Consider the following 18158-nt stretch of genomic DNA (forward strand, 5'->3'; position numbering starts at 1 on the left):
TTTAACTACTTTTTTGTTAGTCTAGTAGTAGGTTATGCAAAATTGAGTAGGGAGAGTTGTAAATTATGAAAATATCTAAAGAGAGATTTGATGAAGCAAAAATCGTTGCAAAAGAGTGGCAGCAGTATATAGAACAGCATAGAGAGTCAATAGAGCAAAAATTTCATGACACAATGGGCAGAATGTTAAAAGACCCCATGAACAAAATGTTTTTGATTGAGCTTTTAGATCAGAGTTTTCGCTCACGAAATCCTCACAGAGTAGCGGACCAAATAGAGTATATTTTCAACAAATATAAAGACACAACATTTTTTACTGCCTTTGAAGAGCTTCTTGTTCTCTCTTTTCGCAAAGTTGGTATTTATATGACCAATGTTTCTGTACCGATTTTTATAAAATATCTTAGAAATGATATAAAAAATGTGGTTATTCCGGGTGAAGAGAAAGCTCTTATTGAACATATCAAAAAGAGAAAAGCGGAGGGAACCCGTGTAAATATCAATATAATAGGGGAGATAGTTTTAGGAGAAGAGGAGGCTGACTACAGAGTTAGTAAATATATTAAAACTCTTCAAAACCCTAATATTGACTATATTTCTATAAAAATATCTACTATATTTTCTCAAATCAATCCTCTTGCACATGACTGGAGCGTAGAACAGGTTTCAAAAAAACTGGAAAAAATTTATAGTGCTGCTGTAGAAAATAGATTTACAGATATCGATGGTAAAAAGAAAGATAAGTTTGTAAATCTTGATATGGAGGAGTATAAAGATATACATCTTACTATTGATGTTTTTAAAAAAACGCTCTCTCTTGAAAAATTTAAATCTCTTCATGCCGGTATTGTGCTTCAATCATATCTTCCTGATACTTTGGCATTGACAAAAGATCTTGTTCAATGGGCAAAAAAGAGAGTAGAAAATGGAGGAGCACCTATAAAGATTCGTCTTGTAAAAGGTGCAAATCAGGAGATGGAACTAACAGAAGCTAGTTTGAGGGAGTGGGAGTGTGTTACTTATACGAAAAAATCGCAGAGTGATGCAAACTTTAAAATAATTATGGATTATCTTTTGAAACCTGATGTAGCTCCTTATGCACATTTGGGAGTAGCTTCGCACAACCTTTTTGATCACGCATTAGGAATGCTTTTGGCTAAAGAGAGAAAGGTTGAGAAATTTTACAGTGCCGAGATGCTTGAGGGCATGAGCGAGACTGCTTATAAGGTTTTGAAAAAAGAGGGTCTTGATGTCATACTCTATGCGCCGACTGCGACAAAAGAGACTTTTACAAATGCAATCGCCTATCTTGTAAGGAGGTTTGATGAAAATACTGCCCAGCAGAATTTTTTACGCCACAGTTTTGGACTTAAAGTTGATTCTGAAGCTTGGAAAACTCTTATAAAAAGTTACGGCGATGCTATAGAAGAGATAAAAGATTTAAGACTTACTCCCTACAGAGTTCAAGATAGAAACAAAGAGCCTGAAAAACCTGATGTTGATCTGGATAATTTTATTTATAAGAGTGAGCCTGATACCGACTTTGTTTTACCGCAAAATAAAAGATGGGCAGAATCTATTGCTGATAAATGGAAAAATATAGCTAAAAGCGGAGGATATAGTGCAAAACCTGTCGTAGCTTCCAAAGAGATTGAGAGTGATGATGCTGTAGAGGTAATAGATAAATCCCAGTATCATGATGGTGTTTTGGTCGGTTCATATGTAAGAGCAGGTGCAGAAGATATGCATGAAGCTGTAAAAATTGCAAAAGAGGATCCAGACGGATGGAGAGATTTAAGCACAAAAGAGCGCCAGAAGATACTTTTAGATGTGGCACATGAGTTTAGAAAAAGAAGAGGAGACCTTATAGGCGTCGCCGCGGCAGAAGTAGGAAAGGTTTTTGTTGAAACTGATGTTGAAGTTTCAGAAGCAGTTGATTTTTTAAACTTTTATCCTTACAGTATGAGAAAAATAGAGGCATTAGAGGGTGTGAAAACGACTCCAAAGGGAGTAGGCCTTGTAGTCAGCCCATGGAACTTTCCTGTTGCAATTCCTACAGGCGGTGTTGCCGCAGCACTTGCAGCCGGAAATACGGTTATACTAAAACCTGCATCAGACTCTGTTCTTTGTGCTCAAATGGTGTGTGAGTGTTTTTGGAGTGCGGGTGTGAGTAAAAACACGCTTCAGTTTCTTCCATCAAGCGGAGCTTTGGCAGGGGAGAATCTTGTTACAAATAAAGATATTGATTTTACTATCTTTACGGGCGGTGAAAAAACGGCTTACAGCATGATAAAGCAGCGACCGGATATTTATCTAAGTGCTGAGACTGGAGGAAAAGATGCTACGATAGTTACATCAATGGCTGACCGTGATCAGGCAATAAAGAATGTTATAGCTTCTGCATTTAATAACTCAGGGCAGAAGTGTTCGGCAACATCTCTGCTTGTTTTAGAGGATGAGCTTTATAATGATAAAGATTTCAAACAAACTTTAGCAGATGCAGCCTCTTCTTTGAAAGTCGGTTCTGTTTGGAACTTTGAAAATAGAATAGGGGCGCTCTCCTCAAAACCTTCAGGTAATTTAGAAAAAGCGCTTGAGTATCTTGATGATGGTGAAGAGTGGCTTATAAAGCCCTCTTGTGCTGAAGAAGAAAACCCCTATATGTTAAAACCATCTGTTAGATGGGGGACAAAAAGCGGTGATTTTTGTCATATGAATGAATTATTTGGACCGGTTTTAAGCGTTATGAGAGCAGATGATTTAAAGAGTGCCATAGATATAGTAAACTCTACAGGATACGGTCTCACCTCGGGAATAGAGAGTCTGGATGAGAGAGAGCAAAAAATATGGAAAGAGGAGCTCTTAGCCGGAAATCTATATATAAATCGTGGTACAACAGGTGCTATTGTAATAAGACAACCTTTTGGCGGAATGAGAAAATCTGCCATAGGAAGCGGAAGAAAAGCAGGCGGGTTTAACTATGTAACACAGTTTGTAAATATAGATTCTCAAAATAAAAATATCAAAGAACTGTTATCTCATCCTTTTATAAAAAAGATTGAAAAGTTAGCTTTAAATGATACTTTTTCAAATGAGATTCTTGAAGCATCAAATATAGCAAAAGGATTTTCATATTGGCATGAGAAAGAGTTTGCAAAAGAGCATGATTATGCAAATGTCAGAGGTGAAAGCAATATTATCAGATATTTAGGAGTAGAGAGTGTTCTTTTAAGATGCGAAGAAAGTGACAAATTTCAAGAGATACTTGCATCTATCATAGCGGTTAAAATGGCAAAGGCAAAATTATATATATCTTTACCAAAAAGTATAGAGAGTGATGCACTTGTATGGCTAATAAATAATTCTAAAAAGATTTTGGAAGAGGAAGATTCTTTGCAGCTGCAAAATGAAGAAGAGCTTATAAGCGCTATGAAAAAAGTTCAGAGAATTAGATTTTTAAATCCAAAACATGTAACCAAAAAGATATATGATGATCTAAAAGATGAGGCAAAGCATATATCAAGTGAGCCATTTATATCTCATGGAAGAGTTGAGCTGCTTCACTACTTTATAGAGCAGAGTGTTACAAACTCATATCACAGATATGGAAATTTAGGAGTTAGAGGGCTAGAGGATAAAGCTAATGTCCACTCTTAAATCTAAAACCATCTTGGGCAAGCAGAGCTCTTAATTTATCTTTAAGTTCGCCTTGAAACTCCATCCAGCCGTCTTTAAAAGTTCCGCCGCAGCCGAGTTTTTTCTTTAAAGCCTTTAACAGTGCTTCTGAGTCGTTTTGCGGTGTATGAAATTCGCCGACAAGAGTTACCGTCTTGCCGCGTCTCTTCTCTTTTTTAAAAACTAAAAAATGTTTAGAAGGCTCTAATATCTCACCTGATATGACACTTTTTCTGGGAGTCTCAACTTTTGCCCAGCCATCTTCTATTTCTGCACCGATAAAGAGGTCAAGCTTTTTTCCTCTGCTCATAAGATTACTTTTTGTTTGAGAAGACTCATATTTGAAGATTTAAAACTACTCTTTTTTATGCTTTTGATTACATCATCCAAAGAGAGTTCCGTATGACTGTAAAGCACTACAAAAACCTCATCTCCCTCTTGCAAAAATGTGCTCTCTCCATAAGAAGTATATCTTGTGGCACCTATGCTTATAATAGCATCTGAAGGATTATTGCATGATGCTATATAGTCGCTTAAGGGCTCAAGGGGACCGAAATCTCTCTGGATATTTATCTGCTCTACCATCCACTCTTGGAGTTTTTCATAGAAGTAGCTGTAACCTTTTAGTTCAACATCTTCACCGTAAGCATGAAGTTTACCATCTCTTTTTAAAAAACTGCAAATGGAGTAGTTATCCATTATGCTGCCATCGCTAAAGCGGTCTATTTTGATTAGATTTTCGCTCAGTCCTTTAGAATTTTCGCCCCAGTTTTTTTTGTCACTTATCTTGGAAGCACCTGCAACTCTGATTGAACAGTCATTGTATGCACCAAAGTGTGTAGGGATTATTTTGCTTGGTTTATTGTTTTCGTATTCAAGTCTGCAGATAAGAGCGACTTCAGGCTCTGCTTGAATATTAAGTTCTTTGTTTGGTATTTTAATGGTGGAGCTTGAGAGAGGGTAGGTGTTTAAGATCTCTTTGGCTCCTGTGACTCTTTTTGGCAGATAAAAAGGAAACATCCCTTTAGGTGCTGCCTCATCTGCCGTGATAACATCTTTAAAATCTTCTAATTCTCCTGCTTGAGCTAGGTGCAGAGCAAAATTACCTGCGATCCCAAGACCTAAAAAATCTCTATAGTTCACCTTTTTCCTTAGCTTCTGCAAACTCTTCATAACTTCCTTTGAAATCTACGAAAGTGCCGTCTTCTCTTAGTTCGATTATGCGGTTTGCAAATGCATCCAAAAGTTCACGGTCATGTGATACACAAATAACATTGCCTTTAAAGTTGTAAAGTGCCTCTCCAAGTGCCACGATTGCCTCAAGGTCAAGATGGTTTGAAGGCTCATCCAGAACCAAAAAGTTTCCACCCTCAAGCATCATTTTAGAGAGCATCATTCTATGTTTTTCACCACCTGATATGCTAGCAACCGATTTTTCTTGTTGTTCGCCTGAGAAAAGCATTCTTCCCAAACAGTTTCTAATCTCTGCTATATCTCGTTTTGGATCAAATCCTCTTAGCCAGTCATATAGAGTTCCATCACCTTTGATAATGTCGGCAGTGTCTTGAGGAAAGTAGCTGTTTTCTATGGTTGCTCCCCAGTGAATCTCCCCGCTTGTCGGCTTCATCTCTTCCATTATAATCTTTAACAGAGTTGTTTTACCCACACCGTTTGAACCTATAAGAGCAACTTTTTCATCCGGATCAAATTTAAGATTGATATCTTTTAAAACTTCATTGTCGCCGTAAGAGTGGTTTACTCCAATAACTTGAAGTGCTTCATCTCCCATAACTCTTTTTGCTTTAAAAACAATGCTCGGGTCACGGCGTGAAGATGGCTTGATATCATCGATTACTAGTTTTTCAAGCTGTTTTTGTCGTGAAGTTGCCTGTTTTGCTTTTGAAGCATTTGCACTAAAGCGGCGTACAAAAGCTTCTAGCTGCTCTTTTTCTTTCTCTTTTTTTGCATTGTTAAGCTCTTGCTGTTTTGCTATTACATTTGCGGCAATATACCAATCATCATAATTACCCGTAAACTCACGAATTTTTTGATAATCAACATCGAGAATATTTGTTACAACAGCATTTAAAAAGTGTCTATCGTGAGAAATAACTACCATAGTACCTTCATGACGCTTTAGTTCATCCTCTAGCCAGCTAATTGTTTCAATATCAAGATTATTTGTAGGTTCATCTAAAAACAAAACATCAGGTTTTGGAAAGAGAACCTGTGCAAGAAGAACTTTAAATTTATCTGCACTGTCAAGCGTGCTCATAAGCTCATTGTGCTGATTTGCAGGAATTCCCACATTCTCTAATATTTTTGCAATATTGACATCATATTCATAGGTAGGATCTTCTTCAACGGAAATTACTTCTAATTCTGCAAGGCGATTATTTACAGAATCATCTTCAAAATCTCCTGTTGCATAAAGATGCTCTTTCTCTTTTATTGCATCATAGAGTCTTTTATTTCCATATAAAACTGCATCTGCTATGGTGAAGTTTTCGTAAGCATATTGATTTTGACCTAAAACACCTACTTTATTTGATTTTGGGATAATAACTTCACCCTCATATTCATTGATCTGACCGCTAAGTATTTTTAAAAAGGTTGTTTTTCCGGCACCGTTTGCTCCGATAAGTCCATATCTTTTATGACGATCTAGTTTTAAATTTATATCTTGAAATAGAACTCTATTTCCATAACGCATTGTTAAATTTTGTACAGTTACCATTGTTAGTTTCTTTCATGCAGGCACATATATTACGCACCTATTTATTTTTCGCGATTATATCCAAGAGTTGTTTAAAGCCTATTTAATAATTGAATATAGTGTAAATTTATATATTATAGAGTATTGTAGAATTGAGGGTATTAGTAAGAAAATATAATCTATTTTTAGTTTTATAAAAAAGTTATATAAAAATTGCAGGCGCTAAGCCTGCAATATAAAAGTTATAGCGGAGTTACATTCTCAGCTTGAGGACCTTTTTGTCCTTCGCCTAGTTCAAAAGTTACCCTTTGACCTTCAGCTAAAGAGACGCGACCTGGTCCCGTTCTGTTTACTTGGCGAAAGTGTACGAATACATCTTTACCACCATTGTCTTGTTGAATAAAACCATAACCTTTTTCTTCATTGAACCATTTAACTGATCCGTCTAGCAATTCTGCCATGTTGTAGTACCTCTTTGGTAAAAATTCACTTCTTTTAGAAGAGGAGTCAAAATATAGGGGAGTCGTTTGTCTAGCAGAATATACTAATAGATGAGCTCACACACACAAATCTTTCATCAAAAACATTATATCAAAAGTTTTTAAATTTTGTATGTAAATATAAAAATTTTATATAATTTTTAATTTTCGATAATTTGTATATATATTTTATATCTATTCATATTATAATTATATAAGAAATTTTAAATAAAGAAGAAAAGTATGAATTATAAGTTAAAAGATGAGTATATAGAACTTTATAAACTTTTAAAAGTTCTAGATTTGGTCGATAGCGGAGCAGAAGCAAAGCTAATAATTGCTAATGGTCATGTCAGAAGAAACGGTGAAGTTGAGTTAAGAAAAAGAGCAAAGATTCAAGTGGGTGATATTATAGAGATTGCTGATGTAGTTATAGAAATCTCTTAAGTTGGATTTTGTTAAGTTTGAAGCTACATTGATAGCATAAAAGAACTTAACAAGCCAATCAGTCCACCAAAGACTCCACCCTTATGTTTTACAACTCTCTTTAACATTTAACAAAACACCTTATTTCTTCGTTTGTATGGACTTTATACAATTCTTATCCTTTGCAAGTATTTTCAGTTTTATGCTATTTTACAACAAATTGTTGTAAAATTTTGTTGTAAAATTTTTTATACAAATATACTTGATTAAATTCACAACAGAAGTTATAAAGCATATTGTATTTAAATAAGGTTTAATATGGGATTTAGAAAACTAAAGGCTAAAAAATATAGTGGTATTTTTGAATATTTTAAAGATAGTGATAAAGATAAAAAAACTATTGCTTATTATATTTCATATAGAGATATTGATAATAAGGTAAAAAAACTAAAATGTGATGCCACAACAAAAGAAGATGCACTTAAAATTTTAAATGATAAAAGAAATGAACTTTCAAAAAACAGACTTGAAATACAAAAAGATGCATCACTTCTAAATCAAAAAATCATGAATAGTAATCTGACATTAGAAGATGTTGCCAAACTATACTTTCCTACAAAAACTGCTAAATCAACAGCTATGATAAAATCAGCATACGATAGATTAATTAATCCTATTTTAGGAAAAATGAAAATTTCAAAAATAAAAACGGAAGATATAAAAAATCTTAGTGAGACTTTAAAAGCAACACCATCGAGACAAGGTACTCCACTTAACCACAGAACAATTAAAAAGACTATTTCTTACCTTAGAGCATTATATAACTGGGCTATAAAAGAAGGATATGTTGATAAAAATCCTGTAATTATAAAGGATATTATAAAAGTTGATAGGAATGAGGCAGGAAGAGTTTTATCAAACGAAGAGCTTGAAAAAATATGGAACTTGGATGAATTTATCGTAAAGCCAAGGTTACTGCTTTTTTTAAAAGCGTGTTATCATACTGGAGCAAGACCGTCTGCTGTTATGGATATACAAGTAAAACACATAAACTTTCATAAAGGTACAGTACATATTCGTGCTATGAAACAAGGTAAACCTTATGATGCAAGAGTTAGCAAAGAGCTACTCGATTTATTTAAAAACTGGATAAAGGAACACAGTCTAGTACATGACAATTTTATTTTTTATCCACAACAACTATATAAAAGAGCTATAACTAAAGAAGAGAAAGACGCACTAAAAAACCAATCAACAAGATACCAAAAATATGCAGAACAACTAAGAAAAATATTTGACAAACATTTTAATCAAAATATTGGAACTTATGATTTAGCATATAGAGTTAGTGTTTATACAATGAGGAGAACAGCTGCAACCAATGTTTATAAAAAATTTGGTATAGTTCATGCCAAAAGATTTTTAAACCATACTGAGATAGATACGACCATGAAATATCTCAATATAGATGATGATATGGAGGTTGTAGATTATGGATTATAATGATGAGTTTGAAGAAAATGAATTTCCTAAAAGAACAGATGATAGATATAAGAGAATAGAAAAATTTAAACCTTATGAACTGACACATTGTATTGTTTTTGAAATGGCGGGAAGAAACAAGAATGTAAGAGCATCTATAGAGTTAATTGCTAGTATAGAAAAGGTATTGAATATCAAGTATAGTTTAAAATCTGATAATGATTATGAAGGATTCGAAGAATTAAAAAAGCTTGATAATGATTCACTTGAGGTTACTTCTGAAGAGTATGAAAAGCTTGAAAAAAAAAGACAACAATTTTTAGAAACTTATAAAGAAGGCATACATATTTTAAAAAACAAATATTTTATACATTACGATCAAACTAAAATTAATATACCAGAAATAGAAAACCCATTTAAATATAAAGATTTTAGTGGTATGTCTTTTGAAGAAATTGAAGAAGAATTTTCAGATGCATTACGCTCTCCGATGATGAAACATATTTCAGGAGCAATAGGAAAATTCTTACATGGAGAAGAATACCCACTTTACAAATCTGATCACAACATATACGAAGGTTTTGTAACTGCAAGAGGGATTAATCCAAGGTGTAAAACTTTTGATATTTCTAGCATAAATACACATTTTCAAAGAAAAATTTATGATACAAATCAAATAAATATAGCTTTAAATATCTCATTACCAGAAAATGAACTAGTTGAATATATAAAGCATATTAAAAAAACTTTATCAGATGAAAACTCAAAAAAATTAAAGACCCCAAATAAACTACTAGGTAAAGATGTTCAAGAAGCAAAAAAGACAAAAAACTATCCCAAAAAACAAACTGCAAAAAAATTAGCAGATATGTTTTTTGTATATGATTATGTAACTGCACGATTCGATGATTATGCATCCAATAGTCAGGAAAGTGTAAAAAATGAAATATTTGATGAATTAGAATCTCATATACCAATAGCTTATTATTTAGAAAAACAAAACAAGAATAATTTAGATTTAGAAAATTATCAAGATGCTATTTTTGAAGATTTAGTATCACCATTGTATAGAGAAAAAATAAAGCACGTTCAGAGAAGATTCAAGAAAAAAATTATACATACTAAAATAAGTGAGGTATGCAAAGTTTTTGAAAATTATTTAGATGTTAGTGAAATATCAGTTATTACTAAGAAGTATTCCCAAAAAATTGATAATCCTAAAGAGAATAAAATTTTTGAAGATTTAGAAACAATTTTATACAAAAAACATAAAAAAGAGATTGAAAAGAGATTTTCTCATATTCAAGATAATCAAATAAAAAGAATCTTTAAAGATATAGAAGCACTAATTGAGGAATATAAAATTAGTAGCTCAACAGTTTCAAATTATTATTACGCTTTAAAACCATATATTAAAGAGTGTAGATATCCAGAATTTTTAACAGGTGAAAGTATTATTGAAGATACAGAAGATAAAAAATGACACATAAAGTAATGCTAAGCTTCATATAAAAACCTAGCTACTTCATCAAGCGAAAACATTACTTGACCCAAAATTTTTTTTGAGTTTAATTGACCATTTTGTCTAAGCCTATCAATGGTAGCTTCGCTAACATTTAGCTCATTAGCCGTTTCTTTTTTTGTAAGTAATATTTTTTTATAATTATCTCTGAGCATATTAAAAAAATCTTGTTGAGACATAGCAAATCCTTTTATATTTGTTTTATAAAAGAATTCTACAAAAATGATTTTTTTTGAATTGTAAAATTTTAAGATGATTTTTTACAATCCTTTTAAAGCTCGAATTACTTGTTCTTTAATCTCCTCAAAATTTAAATCAATTCTATCCCTCTCACTAAGATAAACAGCTTCATCATCTCTAGGTTCATTTTTTGATTTTATAAAATTAACAACATCATCTGCTGAAACTATTTTACTATTAATTTTTGAAAACAATTCAACTATTTCATCAATCGACAATACATTATGTTCTAGTATGGCTCCAAAGTCAAAAAGATCTCTTGATTTATTTCTCATGATGAGAGCTACTATTTTTAGCTTTGCTATAGATTTTACATCAAGTATTTTTAGTTTTGAATCTTCATAATTTGAAAATGATGCGGTAGAAAGTATCTCTTTTTGGATAGGTCTATTAGCTTGGAAAAACTCTAACTTTACATTATTAAGTAAAAATTTTATCATGTATTCGTCTGGAAACAGTCCAGCCATTCGTAAAGCTGTTACATTTTCATCTTGTAATTTCTTAGCTCCTATTACACTTATATTTGGGATAATAGCTCTATGATTTAATGTTCTAGCAGACACTATATCTATATCTTCAGAAATTCTATGGTTCAAGTAGTAAGCCAGAGCTGTACCTCCAGTGAAGTACAGCTCATCGTTAAAGATTTCATTGTTGCAGATTTTATCCAGTGCATTTTTAACATCAACAGTCATTAATCACACCTATTAGTTGTTTATACATTTCATTTTGATTAAAAGAACCTGTTAAGGGTATATCTATACTGCTAGTAGATATAAACCCCATCGCATACATTTTTTGATATTTATCTTTGAGTACACTTTTGACTAGGTTTTTACCAAATTGATTACATAATGTTTTAATATCATCTTCATTCATAGTGGATAGATAATTTGAGATGATAGCATAAACTTTTTGCTCACTTTGTTCGTTTGTCTGCCAAAAAAGATTATACGAATATTGCTCAGGTTTAAATACAACTACATCGTCAATATCAACTGCATTAATCTTCTCTTTTACTTCACCGTACTCTAATGATTCTAAAAGATTATAAAGCCTCTGTCTATTCTTTTTCCAATCTCTTAGTGTTCTGTCTGGTACATCTAATAATTTACTAATTTGTTGTTGTGTCATAGTAGTACCTTTTTAGTTTTTATATATTATAGGCGAATATCGCCTAAATGTCAATTATACAATAATAGTTTTTATCAGTCATCCAACAAAAATCCTAATCCCAAACCACTAAAAAACGGTAGCCAAAAATTAAGTTCACTTGATTTTGTATTATCTGCTATAAAGCTTATTATTTCACTCTCAATCTCTATATTAGGGATAAATATAGCTTCATCTTTACTGATGCATATAAGTGCATTTTCTAGCTTCTCACACCAAATTATATAATCGTATAATACTTTTTTACTAATCTGTAGTGATAGTAATGCTTGGATATTATCACTTGAGATATTACTCTTGAGATCTTTATAGATAGTGATAAGCTCTTTTAGTTCTAAGTTGATACTCTTAAAAGAGTTTATAACAGCTTTCATCATCTGTTCTTCACTCTCATAGTTGCTATTAAAAGTTTTAGCTTCTTTTTTTATAGAGTTTGAAAGGCTTTTAGTGTGCTTTTGAATATCTTCTAAAACTGTATCAAAATCAACAAATGAAGCTCTTGAGGAATCATCCTCAAAAGCTTTTATAATTGGTTGTTTACTTTGCTTTATAATTTTTAATAGTTGGATTAGAAGAGTGTCGTTCATTACTTACTGCTTACAACTTTTTTAGTTGCTTTGATTTTACTATCCGCATAGTGAACCACATCTTTTATAACAAGTTTTTTAATAGCAGATATTAGAGTTTCCATAGTTTTATAATCTGGCTGATTATCTTTTATTGGAAGCTCTATGCTTTTATCTTTTACTATATTCCAACCACCTAATTTATTTTTATATGAATATATAGATAAATCTGTTACTTTATTTATACATGGAACTGTAAATAAATACTGATTAGGAGATAGTTTTACATCACCATAAACCCAGTTAATTGCATAAGCATCAGATAAAACTGTAAACTCTCTTGATTGAAAATAAGCTCTATAAACATCACTATTAGAAGGGATTGAAATTACATTTTTTAAAATAGTTGCATTATCTTTAGGTGCAAAATAGTTTAACCCTTGATTCTGAAAACTAGAAGTAAGACAAGGAAGAGCATATGTGTCTGTTGGCTCTTTTGGAAGTTCACTTGCTTTAAAAGGTAACTTGTTTGTTTTTATTCTTTCAAACAAATTCTCAAGTCTGAACTCTCCCCACTTCATACTATCAAACTCATCTAAAGATTTTTGCTCTTGATATGTAAGATTGTAATCTTTTAAACCAGTAGCTATTAGGTATGCTTCTAGCTCCGCTATACGCTCCGCTTCTAGCTCCGCTATGAAGCGTTCCATAAAGTCAAAATCAATTTCACCATTTTTGGTTGGAAGTTGAATATTTAAATTATCGGCATCTTTTGCATAAAAATTTCTTCCATAATCAAACTTTCCTGTATAAGATGATTTATGAATTGCACCTGTTATAAAAACTGAAGCAAGTTTTGGTAAATTTTCAGTATGAACTACCGCTACATGGTCATCTGCACCATATTTATAATTTCTATATTTGGCAGAACCAAACATATCAATAGTTGTTGTATTTTCTGAAAATATAGTTACATCATTACCAATATATGCAGACACCCCTTCATCGGTTTCACCAGCAGTAACAAAAGGTAAATCTCCAGCTATTCTATCATCACTTTTTAATCTTTTTCCACGAGTTGATTTGCCAAATAGTTCTTCAAGATTATACTCACCCCACTCAACATTTTCTAATTTTTTGCTAAGTGAGGTTACTACTTTCCCGCTTGTTTTTCTCCTTGCTGCTTCAATAATTGGCTTACTTCCCAAGCTAAATAGTCACTTACGGTTTTTTTTAAGTCTTCTAAAGTTGGTTTTGTATTAATTATTGGATTATAGTTCCAGTCTGCACCATTATCAGGGTTTATAGTAGCTTCATAGTATTCTTTTTCACTAAAAATACTAAGCTTACTTTTTCCAAACCGTACTAAGTTTACAAGTTCTTGATATCTCTCTTTTGCTCGGTCCGTATCTTTTAAATTATTACTAGCTTTTTTACGGTTTGACCTTGAGTATCCATCATTTGAGAAATCAATAAACTTTACCATTTCGTCTTTATGATGTTTTTCACCAATTTTAAATACATAAATATTTGTTTGTACACTTGCTTTTCCTACAAATATATCTATTGGCATTTTAATACTTGCGATGAGAGTATTTTTTTCTAGTATTTTTTTGTTGTAATCTTTGGCTTTTCCACTTCCTGCTGAATTTTGAATAATTATAGCGGCATAGCCCTTGTTCATCATTTGTATAGCTTTTTCAACAAAAATCATACCATTTCCAGAAGCTGAATATGGAGGATTTAAGATAAATGCATCAGCTGGGAATATTTCATCTGTTTTTCCAAATCCATATTTACCATCAAAATCTTTTAAAGAGTCTTTATTTAGAATATTAGAACTTCCATCACCCATCATAATCATATTTAATACTGCTAACATATAAACATTTGAAAGAACTTCAAGACCTAATAGTTGTTCTGCTTTTATTTTAACTTCTTTTTGTACAAGTTCCTCTGGTGAAGTTATTGTATCTTTTGCATCATTCAACATTTCATTCATAGCTGATACAAGCAACCCTGCTGAACCAGTTGCAAAATCCCATACATAAGAATCTTTGTTGACTCTAGCTAACTTAACTAATAATGTTGCAATATAAGATGGAGTAAGCACCACATCATTAAGTTTATCTTGTGTAAATCCTAACCAACTATACATCTCATTGAAAAGCTTCCCAGTAAAGTCTGTAGATAGACCGATTTTATAGTAAATTCCTAAATCATCTACAATTTTGGTAAACACCCTTTTTAGTTGAGTTTCGCCATCTTCAACTTTGTTTATGTTGTCTGTTAAAAGAGTGTTTGAAAGTGTTCTTATAATAATATCTTGCTTGTCTTGAGGTATCTTTTTTTCTTTTAGAAAAGCTTTGATTTTTCTAAGTACTATTTCACCGTCTGTATTACCTTCTTCTGATGAAGATTTTAAATCTCCCTTTTCAAGAGGAGCAACTTTACCAGGTATTCCAATAGTTGCCATAATTGAAGCAGCTACAAGATAAACCCTGTCATTTTCACCTAAACCTTTTTCATTCTGATATATATCATTATTTAAGTCTTTTAGACTTTTATCAATCTCTTTTTCTTTTTGTTCTTTTAGTTTGTCCAGTTCTTCTAAAGAAAGATGCAAAGTTTTTACTTTAGCAATAAAATCATCAAAATTCTCAGGTGCTAAAAAAGAAAAATCAGAGTAATCATCTATTTTTTGACCAGCACCAAGATTTGATTTTGAAACATAATAAACACCAATTGTATGTTTTATGTTTCCGCTTTCATCTTTACATCCAGTCATACCTATAGCTATAATATCAGTGTAGCTTGTATGATGAAGTAACGCATTTGCATAATGTACCGCACCATTAACAGCATATGAATTGATATTTTTAAAGTTAGGTTCATTTTTGGCAGTTTTATTTTCAATTTGTTCATTTACATCAAGTTTTACCAGCTTGTCTTTATGTCCCTTATATTCAATTAGGATAGGAAAAAAATCTAAATTTTTATCTTGTAGTAAAAGTTTTGCATCAGGACGATTTCCTCCTGTTCCACCATTCTTAGAATAATAATCATTAAGAGCTTTATCAATTTCACTATTTAAATTTTCTTGTTCTAATTTGTAATTTAATTTATATGATTTTAGCCATCCATTAGCTAGGTCTGCTATATTTGGTTCTATTGATTGTACGGTTTTCTTTTTTGCCATTTATTCTTTGTCCTCTATGTTTTGTTTTTTAGGTAATGATGTCGTTTTTTTGGAAGTATTTATTTCACTGTTAGTTGCTTGTGTTGTATTGTGTATATTTAAATATTTAGCTAATTTTTGAGCATTAAATGCTGATACTGCAAGTAGTAGATAAATCACTATAACAATAATTTGAACAGTTATAAATTGAACTGTTCTAGTTTTTAACGGTCGAGTAACATATTTATTATATGTTTGAGAAGTCATGTAGTCCATAGAACTAGCACTCCATCTGTGAGCTTCTTTTTGAGAGAGCCAAATATCCCAGAAATTAAACGCTGCTTGAGTCAGCATTGAAATTAAAAAGTATGACCCTAAAAGTAAAAAAATAATTGTAGCGTCATCTGAAAAAATAAAATCCTTATTACCGCTAAATCTTGAATATGCAGTAAGTCCCAAAAAGAAAATAGAACCTAAAATATCTCTTAGAAGACTATTTATAACGGTTCTCGTTTTTTCTGAATATTTGTCAGTTTTCTCTTTTGTATCTTTAAGTAAATCTCTTAAATCTTTTGTATATTCTTCAGACTTTTCTGTAACTACAAATTTATATCGATCTTTTGCTTCTGTAAATGCTTCTTCAATATGTTCAATCACTATTTCCATTAAACTATTAGCATTGTCTTTATGAAAACTCAATCTATCTGCAAGAAGTTGTAATCTGGTACTGGTATTTTCTTCATAAACCCATTCAACAGCTTTCTCTAGAATTTTTACAATATTGGTATTAGGTTGTAAATCGTTATTTAGTTTTATTTTAAAATGCTTTAATCCTTTTATAGTAACATCTTCTCTTGAATTAAATATATGTACTATAGAAGCTAATAGAGTTTCTGCATATTTAGTTTCTAAAATATTTTCAAATTTATTAGTATTTTCTTTTAGTGTAAAGGCTAGTTTTTTTGGAGAAAAAACAATTGACTCTTGAGAAATTAAATGTACAAATTCTTTAATTTTTAAATCATCTGGTAGTTTGTTTTCATCACAAAGTGACAAATTTCCTTTAAGTTTTTTTGTAATTATAAAACTATTACCAATTATATCTTCATCATCATATGTAGGTAAGACAATTTGTAAGTTTTCATATTTTAATATTTCATTGTTTTGATTAAAGACATTGAGATTTTCAAGCCATTCTTGAAACTTTTGTATGTCAAAAAAAGTTGTGATTTTATAATGATTGTAACTGAATAAATTTACCTTATTTAAATTTATCTGCCAATTGAAATCAGTATAATCAGTATCAATATTTTCTCTTATATCTTCTTGTGAAACACTTGCATTATTTTCAGATAAATTTTCTACAAAAATTCTTGTTTCATCAACTTTTGTAAAAGCTTCATAAAGTACTTCTAGTTCTTTTAAAGAATCAATACTTTTATTAATGCTGATGATGATATTTTCAAAAGATTCACTTTTTACAGTTCCATGATTTTTTTGGAGGAACTCATTGATATATTGTATAAGTGATTCTATTGATTGTACTTTATCTTCCATTATTCTAAGTCTTTTAAATCAGCTGTTGTAATAGTAATTTGTCTTCTTTGGTCTTGAAGAGTTGTAATAGAAATTCCCTTATCTTCAGGGTTACCTTGCCATTCTATTACAACCCCTTCTTCTGTTCGTTTTTTAGTACGTGAAATTGTCTTTGGAATAGAATTAGGTTTAGGAATAAACACTTGACCATATATACCTGTGTTTGTTAAATGATCTTGCATTTTAGTCTGTAGGGTATTAATTTTATTTTTAGATTCTTGAGTTAATTCATCAAGAGAAAATAAATGTTTAATAAAGTTGTCTGCATCAAAAGTAATTCCTTCATTAGAGTTCATAAAACTTATTGCTCTACTTTTAAAATAACTTGCATAATCACTTGTTCTTTCAGTGTATTCAGGAATCTCCTTAATCAAGTTAGCATGTACTTTTGACCATTTACTAACTTCACTTACAGTTCTTTTTGTTAAACCACTTGAAGTATCTCTCATTTGAGCATTTAAAAATTTTTTAAAGTATTCTGCAATTCCTTCTGTCTTTTTTCGCTCTTTGGCAAGAATGTCCCATGCAAATGTATCACTTATATCAATAATTGCAACTTTTTGAACAGCATCTTTGCTTTCTATAAATGAATCTGCAATCTCACGCATAATTGCTTTTCTACCCTCATCTGTATTTTCAAGTTCATATTCTAAAACTTTTTTTTGATCCATTTTTAGTAATGCAATAAGTGTTATTTCCTCTTCATCTGTATTTAACATTGAAAATGTTGAAACAATAAATGCTCCATCTGTAGTTGTTCCTCCGTGATGAGATTTAAAGTCATTGCAAATGGTTTTTGAATTGTCTACAAAGTTACTATTGTCAATATTTAAATTTTTACATAATGTTGCGAGGGTATTATGGCTTTTATCAATAAAAGTGTACTGAGTACCTTCTGCTACTTCTGCTATTCTATCTTTAAAAAATAATTTTTGTGCATCTGTTAAATCAACTTCGTCTAGGTGTGTTGGCTCATCATTTTCAACAATGATAATATGAAAAATGAACTTTTCAATTTTGATACTCTCTTTTTGAACTTGGGTTAAAGTACTTTCTTTTGACATTATCCTCTCCTAGACATAAATTAAACTATTTTATCTAAAATT

The 18158-nt window shown here is 31.3% G+C and carries 16 protein-coding genes; 4 read left to right on the forward strand and 12 right to left on the reverse strand.

The annotated features are described in order from the left end of the window. Window positions 1-65: 65 nt before the first annotated feature. Window positions 66-3656 (forward strand): bifunctional proline dehydrogenase/L-glutamate gamma-semialdehyde dehydrogenase, encoded by a 3591-nt coding sequence (locus tag CVO_RS02405; RefSeq protein WP_159569777.1) that lies wholly within the window; start codon window positions 66-68, stop codon window positions 3654-3656. Here CVO_RS02405 and CVO_RS02410 read toward each other — a convergent pair. The 4 genes from CVO_RS02410 to CVO_RS02425 form a co-directional block, all read right to left on the reverse strand. After that, window positions 3640-3984: a translation initiation factor gene (locus tag CVO_RS02410; RefSeq protein WP_152299735.1), complete on the reverse strand. Its 345-nt coding sequence runs from the start codon at window positions 3982-3984 to the stop codon at window positions 3640-3642. The two genes, CVO_RS02405 and CVO_RS02410, sit on opposite strands and share 17 nt — an antisense overlap. Then, window positions 3981-4817 (reverse strand): DUF5718 family protein, encoded by an 837-nt coding sequence (locus CVO_RS02415; protein WP_241690992.1) that lies wholly within the window; start codon window positions 4815-4817, stop codon window positions 3981-3983. Before CVO_RS02415 ends, CVO_RS02410 begins: the two co-directional genes overlap by 4 nt. Beyond that, window positions 4807-6411, reverse strand: coding sequence for a ribosomal protection-like ABC-F family protein (gene abc-f / locus CVO_RS02420; RefSeq protein WP_152299733.1), 1605 nt, complete (start codon window positions 6409-6411; stop codon window positions 4807-4809). Before abc-f ends, CVO_RS02415 begins: the two co-directional genes overlap by 11 nt. A 221-nt stretch (window positions 6412-6632) precedes the next feature. Beyond that, entirely contained in the window at window positions 6633-6851 is a 219-nt protein-coding gene (locus CVO_RS02425; protein ID WP_137014185.1) for a cold-shock protein, read from the reverse strand. A 261-nt stretch (window positions 6852-7112) separates the two neighbouring features. Here CVO_RS02425 and CVO_RS02430 point away from each other — a divergent pair, with 261 nt between their 5' ends. From CVO_RS02430 to CVO_RS02440, 3 genes are all read left to right on the forward strand, one after another. Further along, window positions 7113-7316, forward strand: a complete 204-nt coding sequence (locus CVO_RS02430) for an RNA-binding S4 domain-containing protein (protein WP_152299732.1) — start codon at window positions 7113-7115, stop codon at window positions 7314-7316. A 297-nt stretch (window positions 7317-7613) separates the two neighbouring features. Further along, window positions 7614-8798: a tyrosine-type recombinase/integrase gene (locus CVO_RS02435; protein WP_159569781.1), complete on the forward strand. Its 1185-nt coding sequence runs from the start codon at window positions 7614-7616 to the stop codon at window positions 8796-8798. Then, a complete protein-coding gene (locus CVO_RS02440; RefSeq protein ID WP_159569783.1) occupies window positions 8788-10260 on the forward strand; it encodes a hypothetical protein in 1473 nt (490 codons plus the stop codon). The genes CVO_RS02435 and CVO_RS02440 overlap by 11 nt, the downstream gene beginning before the upstream one ends. A gap of 14 nt (window positions 10261-10274) precedes the next feature. On the opposite strand, the gene CVO_RS02445 is transcribed toward CVO_RS02440, so the two are convergent. From CVO_RS02445 to CVO_RS02480, 8 genes are all read right to left on the reverse strand, one after another. Continuing rightward, window positions 10275-10478 carry a helix-turn-helix domain-containing protein gene (locus CVO_RS02445; protein WP_159569785.1) on the reverse strand — a complete coding sequence of 68 codons (204 nt, stop codon included), beginning with the start codon at window positions 10476-10478 and terminating at the stop codon, window positions 10275-10277. Window positions 10479-10559: 81 nt separating this feature from the next. Further along, complete coding sequence (locus tag CVO_RS02450; protein WP_159569787.1) at window positions 10560-11234, reverse strand: nucleotidyl transferase AbiEii/AbiGii toxin family protein; 675 nt, start codon at window positions 11232-11234, stop codon at window positions 10560-10562. Continuing rightward, the gene (locus tag CVO_RS02455) at window positions 11224-11673 is read right to left on the reverse strand and encodes a hypothetical protein (protein WP_159569789.1); all 450 of its coding nucleotides are present in this window, start codon (window positions 11671-11673) and stop codon (window positions 11224-11226) included. The genes CVO_RS02450 and CVO_RS02455 overlap by 11 nt, the downstream gene beginning before the upstream one ends. Window positions 11674-11747: 74 nt before the next feature. Beyond that, the gene (locus tag CVO_RS02460; RefSeq protein WP_159569791.1) at window positions 11748-12299 is read right to left on the reverse strand and encodes a hypothetical protein; all 552 of its coding nucleotides are present in this window, start codon (window positions 12297-12299) and stop codon (window positions 11748-11750) included. Then, a complete protein-coding gene (locus CVO_RS02465; RefSeq protein WP_241690993.1) occupies window positions 12299-13486 on the reverse strand; it encodes a restriction endonuclease subunit S in 1188 nt (395 codons plus the stop codon). The genes CVO_RS02460 and CVO_RS02465 overlap by 1 nt, the downstream gene beginning before the upstream one ends. Then, window positions 13432-15477: an HsdM family class I SAM-dependent methyltransferase gene (locus tag CVO_RS02470; RefSeq protein ID WP_159569793.1), complete on the reverse strand. Its 2046-nt coding sequence runs from the start codon at window positions 15475-15477 to the stop codon at window positions 13432-13434. The genes CVO_RS02465 and CVO_RS02470 overlap by 55 nt, the downstream gene beginning before the upstream one ends. Then, complete coding sequence (locus CVO_RS02475; protein WP_159569795.1) at window positions 15478-17013, reverse strand: hypothetical protein; 1536 nt, start codon at window positions 17011-17013, stop codon at window positions 15478-15480. Beyond that, complete coding sequence (locus CVO_RS02480) at window positions 17013-18116, reverse strand: nucleoid-associated protein (RefSeq protein ID WP_159569797.1); 1104 nt, start codon at window positions 18114-18116, stop codon at window positions 17013-17015. Before CVO_RS02480 ends, CVO_RS02475 begins: the two co-directional genes overlap by 1 nt. Between the last annotated feature and the right edge of the window lie 42 nt (window positions 18117-18158).

This window comes from Sulfurimonas sp. CVO (assembly GCF_009883775.1).
GTDB lineage: Bacteria > Campylobacterota > Campylobacteria > Campylobacterales > Sulfurimonadaceae > Sulfurimonas > Sulfurimonas xiamenensis.

Bases quoted from the DNA above. Each gene is read 5' to 3' on its own strand.
- abc-f (WP_152299733.1), bottom strand. From the start codon at position 6,411: ATGGTAACTGTACAAAATTTAACAATGCGTTATGGAAATAGAGTTCTA.
- CVO_RS02435 (WP_159569781.1), top strand. From the start codon at position 7,614: ATGGGATTTAGAAAACTAAAGGCTAAAAAATATAGTGGTATTTTTGAA.
- CVO_RS02425 (WP_137014185.1), bottom strand. From the start codon at position 6,851: ATGGCAGAATTGCTAGACGGATCAGTTAAATGGTTCAATGAAGAAAAA.
- CVO_RS02475 (WP_159569795.1), bottom strand. From the start codon at position 17,013: ATGGAAGATAAAGTACAATCAATAGAATCACTTATACAATATATCAAT.
- CVO_RS02430 (WP_152299732.1), top strand. From the start codon at position 7,113: ATGAATTATAAGTTAAAAGATGAGTATATAGAACTTTATAAACTTTTA.
- CVO_RS02455 (WP_159569789.1), bottom strand. From the start codon at position 11,673: ATGACACAACAACAAATTAGTAAATTATTAGATGTACCAGACAGAACA.
- CVO_RS02460 (WP_159569791.1), bottom strand. From the start codon at position 12,299: ATGAACGACACTCTTCTAATCCAACTATTAAAAATTATAAAGCAAAGT.
- CVO_RS02405 (WP_159569777.1), top strand. From the start codon at position 66: ATGAAAATATCTAAAGAGAGATTTGATGAAGCAAAAATCGTTGCAAAA.
- CVO_RS02470 (WP_159569793.1), bottom strand. From the start codon at position 15,477: ATGGCAAAAAAGAAAACCGTACAATCAATAGAACCAAATATAGCAGAC.
- CVO_RS02410 (WP_152299735.1), bottom strand. From the start codon at position 3,984: ATGAGCAGAGGAAAAAAGCTTGACCTCTTTATCGGTGCAGAAATAGAA.
- CVO_RS02445 (WP_159569785.1), bottom strand. From the start codon at position 10,478: ATGTCTCAACAAGATTTTTTTAATATGCTCAGAGATAATTATAAAAAA.
- CVO_RS02440 (WP_159569783.1), top strand. From the start codon at position 8,788: ATGGATTATAATGATGAGTTTGAAGAAAATGAATTTCCTAAAAGAACA.
- CVO_RS02480 (WP_159569797.1), bottom strand. From the start codon at position 18,116: ATGTCAAAAGAAAGTACTTTAACCCAAGTTCAAAAAGAGAGTATCAAA.
- CVO_RS02450 (WP_159569787.1), bottom strand. From the start codon at position 11,234: ATGACTGTTGATGTTAAAAATGCACTGGATAAAATCTGCAACAATGAA.